This is a genomic window from Candidatus Jordarchaeum sp., from assembly GCF_052745115.1.
Genome location: NZ_JBRAKS010000118.1, coordinates 1 through 8,551, shown reverse-complemented (window position 1 = coordinate 8,551; position 8,551 = coordinate 1). Strand labels below are relative to the sequence as shown.

Here is an 8,551-nt window from a genome sequence, read left to right as displayed (position 1 = left end):
GGAAAGATTAGGGCAACTTGCAGAAGCCCAACAAAGAACAGAGGAAAGACTCGAAAGGTTAGAAGTAAGCATGGAACATCTTGTTGAAGCTCAGAGGGATACTGCTAAGGCTTTGTCTGGTTTGGCTTCTCAGGTCGGGGGTTTGAGTGATACTGTCGGGTTCAGACTTGAGGATGTTGCTAGGGTTATGGTTCCCGGGTGGTTTGAAAGGCATATGGATATTACTGTTGAGGGGGAACTCGAGCCTGCTTACGTGGGTGATGGTGGTCTGGAGGTTCAGGTTAACCTTTTGGGAAAAGGACATAGACCCGATGGTGAAGAGGTTATCATAGCTGGTGAGTGTAAGTCTAGGATTCATAGCAAAGAAGTTAAGACCTTTGCTAAAGTACTTGAAACTGTTAAGAGTGCATTTAAGGATAAGGATGTGGTGGCATTTATGTTCGGCTACCTTGTTCATCCAACTGCGGACGTAGATGCAAAAAAGTATGATGTTATCGTTTTGGCTCCTTATAGAAGGTAAGGACAGGACATTACTCTTTCTTTAATTCGTTTTCCTCTTATTCTATGTGTTCACATCTTGATAATTCTAAATTTTTGTCTTAATAATGCTTAAATAAATCCTAATCGCATTTAAGTTAAAATTGTTTATTTTTGGGTGATAAGTTTGGAGGAAATTGGAGAATTAAAGAGAATTGTTGGTGATGAAAACGTAGTTGAAGATTCAGAAATACTCGACAATTACTCTAGAGATTATAGCTTTGTTCCGCAGAGAAAACCTATGAGTATCGTTTTTCCCAAGGATGTTTTTGAGATTCAAAAGATTGTCAAATGGTCAAATGAGCACGGGATTCCGTTGACACCTGTTAGTTCTCCTGGTGGTCCGAGGTTCCGTGGAGACACTATTCCAAATCTTGGAGGAGTGATCGTAAATCTGTGCAGAATGAACAAAATTTTAAGAGTGGACAGACGAAACAAGATGGCTATGATTGAGCCGGGAGTGACTTTTGATCAACTCAGAAGTGAACTTGAAAAGCATGGCTTGAGGCCCTATATGCCACTATTGCCACGTTTCACGAAATCTGCTTTGACCAGTTATCTTGAGAGAGAACCCGTCACCATACCAAAAGATCACTGGGATATGCTTGATCCCCTATGTTGTATAGAGGTGGTTTTTGGAACCTGTGATGTCTTCAGAACGGGTGAAGCCTCGGGTCCGGGAACCGTGTTGGATCTTTTAGCTGCGGGCTCTGCACTTAAGAGTGCGATGGGTCCGGGTGGTTTTGACCCGGTTAGGATTGTTCAGGGTGCTCAGGGAACCCTGGGTATTGTTTCTTGGGCAACTGTTGGAGTGGGGTTACTGCCGAGTCTTGAGAGGCTCTTCTTCGTATCTTCAAATAGTATTGAAAATCTGATTGAGTTTGCGTATAATATTTTAAGGCGACGTCTGGGCGAGGAATTATTCTTGGTGAATAACTTTTATCTAGCAAATATGGTGGCAGAGAAATCGGAAGAGATAAGGAAAATTTCCAGCGATTTGCCACAATGGGTACTTATCCTCAATATTTCCGGATTAGAAAAATTGGCTGAGGAGAGGGTGGAGTACCAGGAGAAGGATGCTAGGGATATAGCTCAGCAACTAGGGTTAGAGCTTCAGACATCGATTTCCGGAATTAGTGATGGTGAAGTGCTGAAAGTGTTGAAAAGTTCTTCCAGAGAATATTGGAAATTCAGGTACCAGGGTGGGTGCCAGGAAATATTCTTTTTAACCATGTTAAACAGAACCATGGGATTCATTGAGGCTATGTACAAGATGGCTGAAGCAGGCAAGTATCCAAAAACAGACCTCGGAGTGTACATACAACCGCTGATGCAGGGTGTGGGATGCCACTGTGAGTTCGATCTAATGTATGACCCAACTGACATGGTAGAAAAAGAAAGTATCAGAAGATTGTTTATTCAGGCAAGTGAGAACTTGATAAATTCGGGAGCGTTTTTCAGCAGACCTTATGGTCCGTGGGCGGACATGGTCTATAATAGAGATGCTGAAACCACTATAGCCCTTAGAAAAGTTAAGCAGTTATTTGACCCGAATCGGGTAATGAATCCGGGTAAATTGTGTTTCTAGGAGGGATTAGATGAGTTTAGAAAAATATCACACTCAAGCGTTAAGATGCAATAGGTGCTCGTTGTGCAAATGGATTCCTCAACCAAAAATTGCTAGCTGGAGATTCGCCACCGTCTGTCCCAGCATCCAGAAGTACAATTTCCACGCTTACTCTGGAAGCGGGCGAGTTATAATATCCTGTGCCCTTTTGGAGGACAAAATCGACTACACGGATGAGCTAATCAAAATCGTTTACGCGTGCAGTATGTGTGGTGCCTGCGATGTTTCGTGCAAAATGTACTATGGGGGAAATTTGGAGCCTCTTGAGATAATGCATGAGCTAAGGGTTAAGTGTGTGGAAAAGGGAAGGATTCCGCCTAGACATCAGACCCTGCTAGAGGATATTAGAGACTATGATAACCCGTATAAGGAGCCGAGAAAAAAGCGAGGCGAATGGGCAGAGGGAATGGGTATTAAAGACATATCCCAAGAAACAGCACAGGTACTATACTATGTGGGATGCACCTCCTCTTACCGACTTCCAGGTTTAGCCAGGACCACGGCTACCATTCTTCAGAAAGCCGGAGTGGATTTTGGAATTTTGGGAAAAGATGAATTATGCTGCGCTAGCACCGCGTACAAAATTGGAGATGAAGCACTGATGGAGGAATATGCCAAGAATAATATTGAAATGTTCAACAGCCTTGGTGTCAAGGAGGTGGTAACATCTTGTTCCGGTTGCTATCACATGTTTAAATCCTATTATCCGTTCATAGGAGAAATGAGTTTTGAGGTTCTTCACATCACAGAGTACATTGAACGACTCATGAAAGAGGGCAAGATAAAACTCTCAAAAGAAATCCCCATTAAGGCTACCTACCATGATCCCTGTCACTTGGGCAGACTAGCGGAGCCCCACGTACCATGGAATGGTGTGGAAAAGAAGGTTATGGGACAGTTAATAATAACTGATCCACCGAAGGAAGTCAGATTCGGAGTTAAAGGTGTTTACGATCCACCAAGAAACATACTAAAAAGTATCCCGGGGCTGGAATTCGTGGAGATGGAGAGAATCAGAGAGTATTCTTGGTGTTGCGGTTCGGGCGGAGGAGTGAAAGCAGCTTTTCCTGAGCTCGCTTCGTTCGCTGCTGCTGAAAGAATAGAGGAGGCAAATGCAACTGGGGCAGAGGCATTAGTCACGGCTTGTCCCTTCTGTGAAACAAACCTGGAAGACGTTATCAGGGAGGGTGAGGAGAAAATCAAACTGTATGATATAGTGGAACTCGTGCTTGAGGCGATGGGTGAAGAGGGAGTTAAAGGAGGTTGATAAAATGGTTTTGCAGAAAAAGGTTTACAAAATGTTGGAATCCGTTGTTGGGCCTGAAAACATTTCGGATGATCCGGTAATGTTAACGGTGTACTCCTATCAATACTTGGCGGATTTAGCAAATCCCGACTCAGCTAAATGGATGCCCGCACAACCCGAGGCCGTGATTTTACCTGGAAGCACCGAAGAGATTCAAGAAATAGTGAGAATATGTAACAAGCATAATGTGAAGATAAAACCACATAGCACCGGTTGGGGTTTTTGGAGCGGTATCGTAACCCCAGGGGTCATACAGATGGATCTGAGAAGAATGAATAGAATAATTGAGATTGATGAGAAAAACATGTTTGCTGTGGTAGAGCCATATGTCACGGCTATGCAGCTTCAAGTTGAGGTCATGAAAAAGGGTTTGGACTGCGCCATAATAGGTGCCGGACCCAATCACTCGGTTTTAGCCTCTTGCACAGCAATGATGGGATACGGGGATAAAGGCTATCACACCAGCATGAACAATCGGAACCTCTTGGGAGTAGAATGGGTTACCCCTACGGGAGAGGTTCTGAGACTTGGCTCTCTTGGTAGCGGAGCGGGATGGTTCTGTGGTGATGGCCCCGGACCTAGCCTTAGAGGTCTATTGAGAGGGTGGCACGGAACCATGGGAGGACTAGGAATATTCACCAAGTGTGCGACCAAGCTCTATCCTTGGGCTGGTCCAGAGAAACCAGAAATTAGGGGTGAGAATCCTCAGTATGGAATGGTGGTTCCCGAGAACTTCAAAGTATTCACTATTTATTGGGAAAATTGGGATGATCAGGCTGATGCTATGTATAAAGTCAGTGAGTCCGAGATTGGATATGTTATTTGGAGGGCTTGCACGCCAATGATGATACCTCTATTGCTAGGGAAAACAAACAATGAGTACTATGATATGATGAAAGGAATGTATAATATGATAGAAGATTACAGATACTACTTTACTATCGTTCTGGCTTCCAAATCTAATAGAGAGTTAGAGTATCAGGAGAAGGCTTTGAAGAGTATAGTGGATGAAACAAATGGTAAATTCTTCGAGTTCATATTAACCGAGAATGAGCCTCTAATTCTTCTAGCCATAGTTACACAATGTTATAATCCCAGAATATTTCGACCTAGTGGACAATTTCACACCTCCTTCGGAGCGGCCACATCCTGGGACATGTCAGTAAAAGGAGCAAAAATAGGAGAACAAATCAGAAGGAAATATATTGAGGAAGAAGTACTTCATGACGATGGCTGCGGTGAGAACTTCTGGGGAGGACCCTATGAACACAATAAGTTCACTCACTTCGAGGGACTTTTTGAATACGACCCCATCGACCCGGAATCCAGAAAAGCTGCACGCAAGTACATAGAAGAAGCCACCATAGCAGTGATAGAAAACAAAATCGGAGTACCAATAGGACCAGGACCAGAATTAGCTCAAATATTGGGGCCGATCTACGGTAACTTCCACTCATGGTTAGGTAAAATCAAGAAATCTTTCGACCCAAAAAACGTGTCAGACCAAGCATTTTACGCAGCACCAGAAGAGGAAACAAAAGAAAAAGATTAAAAATCAAAGGAAAAGTACCAGAAATCATACCTTCACTTTTTTCCATCTTATTCTTAATTTAACTAAGTGTTAAATCCACTTTCTAATATTATTCCAACAGCAATAAGCATCTAAAAACGAATAGTGCCAAAGTCAAGGACTGGAAAACTTCTTTTCACACGTTTTTCAAACAGCAGTTGTATTTTAAAAGGTTAATAATTAAACCAAAAGGTGAGTAAGCTTTTTAATAGCTGTCCCCCCTGCTATAGGTTTTGAATATCTACATCTACCAATTTGAGACCAAACTCCTCAAGTCTCTTGAAACGTCTTTTGTCCAGCGTCCAGAGCGGAGTGGCTTTTGAAACGCAGATGGCTCCAGTCAGAAGATCTCTTTCTCCCATTAGCTCTCCCCTGCTGCTTAGCTTAGCCCATATCCTACTCGCAGCCCCTATACTCTCGTTGTCCAGAGGTAGCACCTCAAAAGCCTCCTCAAAACATCTCTTAGACTCCTCTAAGCCTACCCCAGCCCTAACTTCCCCCCTGATGTACTCGTACTCTGTTACCACTGTTGTACAAGCATCATAAACTTCAACAAACCTTTCAAGTTTCCCAAGCTTCGCCAACCTAATTAAAGCATCAGTGTCAACCGTCACCCTCATAGAAAACCCTCCAGTAATCACCACTAACTTGTTCCATCCTTTATCGAATCTTTTAGCTTGAACCCCTGTCTGAAAGCTTGGTAGGAATCTGAAATATGCTCCACTACAGTATTAAACCTCTTCTGCAGACTTCTCGCAGCAACCTTCCTTTTCAGCCTTTTATTCTCTTCAACAAGTTCGGCTAGAAACTTACTCCACTCCCTCCCTTTCCTTATTTTGTCAAGGACTTCCTTAACTTCAACCAAAACCGGAATCGTGGTGTATTTTCGACTGGAACTCAAACAGACCACCGATCAGTTTCATAATTATGTAATTACATTATAACTTAACGTAATTATAAGAATTTGGGTTTGTGAGAAATACTGGTGTATATGTTTATATCTTCATGCCCTCTCTTTTAGGGAACTCTTTGAGCTTTACTTGGGTGATGTGGATTCGTCAGAGTTTACCCCCATTTTTGGGGTTCTAAGTGGAAAAATAAGTTCTATAAACGCTACTTTCAGAAGCGAAATCGAGCGAATCTACATTATCAGCTTATCTGAACAAAAAAAGTAATAAATTAAATTTAGAAGTATTTGAAAGCCACTTTTGTGGATTTGTACTTTTTCTTATCTAGTTGTGCTTGGAATGCTTCTTTCCACTGTTCGAGTTTGTAGGTGTGTGAGAGTAGGGGCTTATTGTTTACCTTTCCTTTTTCCTCCCATTCTAGTGCGATGTCAAAAGGTGATCTGACAACCTCGGATTTGAAAGGATAGCCATAGATTCCATGCAGTGTGAGTTCCTTAATATTTATCATGGTGAAATCTATTTTAGCCTCCCCCATCATGCCCACGAATATGATGTCTCCACCCTGCTTGGTTATAGAAATAGCGTCTCTGAGAGTTTGTTCGCTGCCTACCCCCTCGTAAGTCTGGTCAACACCTTTACCGCTATCCACAGTTATTCCTAGTGTAGGAATCTCGCCTCTCTCCAGGCAATACACTTTGTCCGCTCCCAGTTGCTCGGCTAGTTTAGCCTGATACTCGAACTCGGTTGCCACAAAGATCATGTCCGCTCCCATTACCCTATTAGCCTGTAAAAGCTGCAACCCGATGGTCCCCGCACCAATCACAGCAACCTTTTTTCCCGCAGGATCACCCTTAAAACAGGAGTGTATCCCAGTAGCCAAGGGTTCTGTTAGAAGCGCATCCTCATCCGAAACATTGTCCGGAATCTTATACACCTTAGACTTGTGAGCAAGGAAATACTCTGCGAATCCCCCACCAGTCAACTGGCTGTATCCCACACCACCGCCGGTAACAGCCTGATTGTAGCAAAGATTGTAGAGACCTATTTTACACATGTCGCACAGTTCCTCACCCAATTCAGCACAACCACCTGCAGCATCCACAGTAACCCGGTCTCCTTTTTTAAAACGGTCTACGCCTTCGCCTACCTCGTCTACAATTCCCACTATCTCATGACCGAAAATTATAGGCTTGGGGAGAAAATCAGCCAAGAAAGCCATCTTCCTCTTAATGATTCCAATGTCGGAGCCGCATATTCCGCACATTTTGGTTCTGATTGAAACCCAGCCCTTTCCGGGTGCCTTCTTCTCAACATCTTCTATACGGAAACCCTCAGGGTATGGACCACCATCCCAAACAAGAGCCTTCAACACATCCACCTCAAAATTTTAGCTTTAAAACGCGATTAAAATAGTTACCACTAATATGTATAAATACATTTCTTATAACGAAAAAAAGTAAGAAGATATTTAATGTTTTTAAAAACTGTAGGAAAGAAAAAAATAAAAAGAGTTTTTAACGGAGAAACTTAATATAACTACTGCATATTGAGAATTTCTGATTTATACCTGGTTTTGTTTGGGTGGATTATACCCCGTTACTGTTTTTACAAACTCCAGTAAACCTTCTATGGGTACGCATCCGGGGTAATAGGTGCCTCTGTCACTGTGTTCTTGGGCGCAGTCTCCAAAAATATACACGTTTCCCTCTAGATCTTCGGGAAGGTAGGTGTTCAATCCGAGAATGATGCTTGTTTTTCCCATTTTTTGGAGGAAACCTGCGCCGTTTAGTTTATCTAGAGTAGAGCGTAAGAAGGTTAGACAGCCTTGACAGGCACCCCCAGCGTAAATATCCACGTTTGGAAATGCCCCTCTAGGGTCAGGAACCGCTGGAACAAAGTTACGTCTCACTTCTTCGATTGCTTTGCCTTTAACGTTTATTTTGTTTAGGTCGGCCTCGCCCTGTCCTTCATGGTATGCGATTCGGATCATTAGCGCATCCATAGGATTTAGTCCCATAACTGCGGTTGTCACAGCGTCAACGGCCACGAGGTCGGTGCCCGCAACTATGACATTCATGTCTTTTACAACGTCGTTTGGGTAGAAGGAGTATGGACCCTGACCCTGCATAGCGTAGATACCATCGACAATGGCTAAATCTGGTTTAACTACTCTATACAAATCAGCAAACTTCTGGTGAAGGTCAGCTGCATGACATATTTTCTTGTCGTTCCAGAGGAGTACGCCCTGCTGGTTTTTGAGGCTTAGGGAAATCGTGGTCATGATATGTGTTTTCATTTTGGGTACAGTGATGAAGACATCGGCCTCTAGAATTGTCTCTGGAAGGCGGACGCTCAGCAGGGCTTTGGCTCCCGGGATTTCCACCTCCCTATAAGTATCTTCCTCCAGGCAGAAGGTCTTTCCACCAGCTCTTGCCACTGCCTCTCCAATTTTCGTGTTGGTGAAGCATAGGTTGGTGTCACAATTTAAAGCGGAACACTCGGCTACAATTATCTCTTCGGGACTGGACTCTTCTCTAATTAAGTGTATTAAACCGTTGTCCGAAACTTACCCATCTAGGACACTTCCAGACGATAGATTCGCA

At 43.3% G+C, this 8,551-nt stretch carries 8 protein-coding genes; 4 read left to right on the top strand and 4 right to left on the bottom strand.

Annotated features, from left to right (window positions below):
- The 4 genes from ACUVXA_RS09980 to ACUVXA_RS09965 form a co-directional block, all read left to right on the top strand.
- Positions 1 to 520: hypothetical protein (locus tag ACUVXA_RS09980; protein WP_445871110.1), on the top strand; the 520-nt coding region annotated here is incomplete at its 5' end.
- A gap of 144 nt (positions 521 to 664) precedes the next feature.
- The gene (locus ACUVXA_RS09975) at positions 665 to 2,125 is read left to right on the top strand and encodes an FAD-binding oxidoreductase (protein WP_445871109.1); all 1,461 of its coding nucleotides are present in this window, start codon (positions 665 to 667) and stop codon (positions 2,123 to 2,125) included.
- 10 nt (positions 2,126 to 2,135) lie between these two features.
- The gene (locus ACUVXA_RS09970) at positions 2,136 to 3,431 is read left to right on the top strand and encodes a (Fe-S)-binding protein (RefSeq protein WP_445871108.1); all 1,296 of its coding nucleotides are present in this window, start codon (positions 2,136 to 2,138) and stop codon (positions 3,429 to 3,431) included.
- 4 nt (positions 3,432 to 3,435) lie between these two features.
- Complete coding sequence (locus ACUVXA_RS09965) at positions 3,436 to 5,022, top strand: FAD-binding oxidoreductase (protein ID WP_445871107.1); 1,587 nt, start codon at positions 3,436 to 3,438, stop codon at positions 5,020 to 5,022.
- 242 nt (positions 5,023 to 5,264) lie between these two features.
- Here ACUVXA_RS09965 and ACUVXA_RS09960 read toward each other — a convergent pair whose 3' ends face one another.
- The 4 genes from ACUVXA_RS09960 to ACUVXA_RS09945 all read right to left on the bottom strand — a co-directional run bounded on the left by ACUVXA_RS09960 (position 5,265) and on the right by ACUVXA_RS09945 (position 8,487).
- On the bottom strand, positions 5,265 to 5,660 hold the full coding sequence (locus tag ACUVXA_RS09960) for a type II toxin-antitoxin system VapC family toxin (RefSeq protein WP_445871106.1): 396 nt from the start codon (positions 5,658 to 5,660) through the stop codon (positions 5,265 to 5,267).
- A 23-nt stretch (positions 5,661 to 5,683) separates the two neighbouring features.
- The gene (locus tag ACUVXA_RS09955) at positions 5,684 to 5,941 is read right to left on the bottom strand and encodes a hypothetical protein (protein ID WP_445871105.1); all 258 of its coding nucleotides are present in this window, start codon (positions 5,939 to 5,941) and stop codon (positions 5,684 to 5,686) included.
- A 284-nt stretch (positions 5,942 to 6,225) separates the two neighbouring features.
- The gene (locus ACUVXA_RS09950) at positions 6,226 to 7,317 is read right to left on the bottom strand and encodes a zinc-dependent alcohol dehydrogenase (RefSeq protein WP_445871104.1); all 1,092 of its coding nucleotides are present in this window, start codon (positions 7,315 to 7,317) and stop codon (positions 6,226 to 6,228) included.
- A 192-nt stretch (positions 7,318 to 7,509) separates the two neighbouring features.
- Positions 7,510 to 8,487, bottom strand: a complete 978-nt coding sequence (locus tag ACUVXA_RS09945; RefSeq protein WP_445871112.1) for a DUF362 domain-containing protein — start codon at positions 8,485 to 8,487, stop codon at positions 7,510 to 7,512.
- Between the last annotated feature and the right edge of the window lie 64 nt (positions 8,488 to 8,551).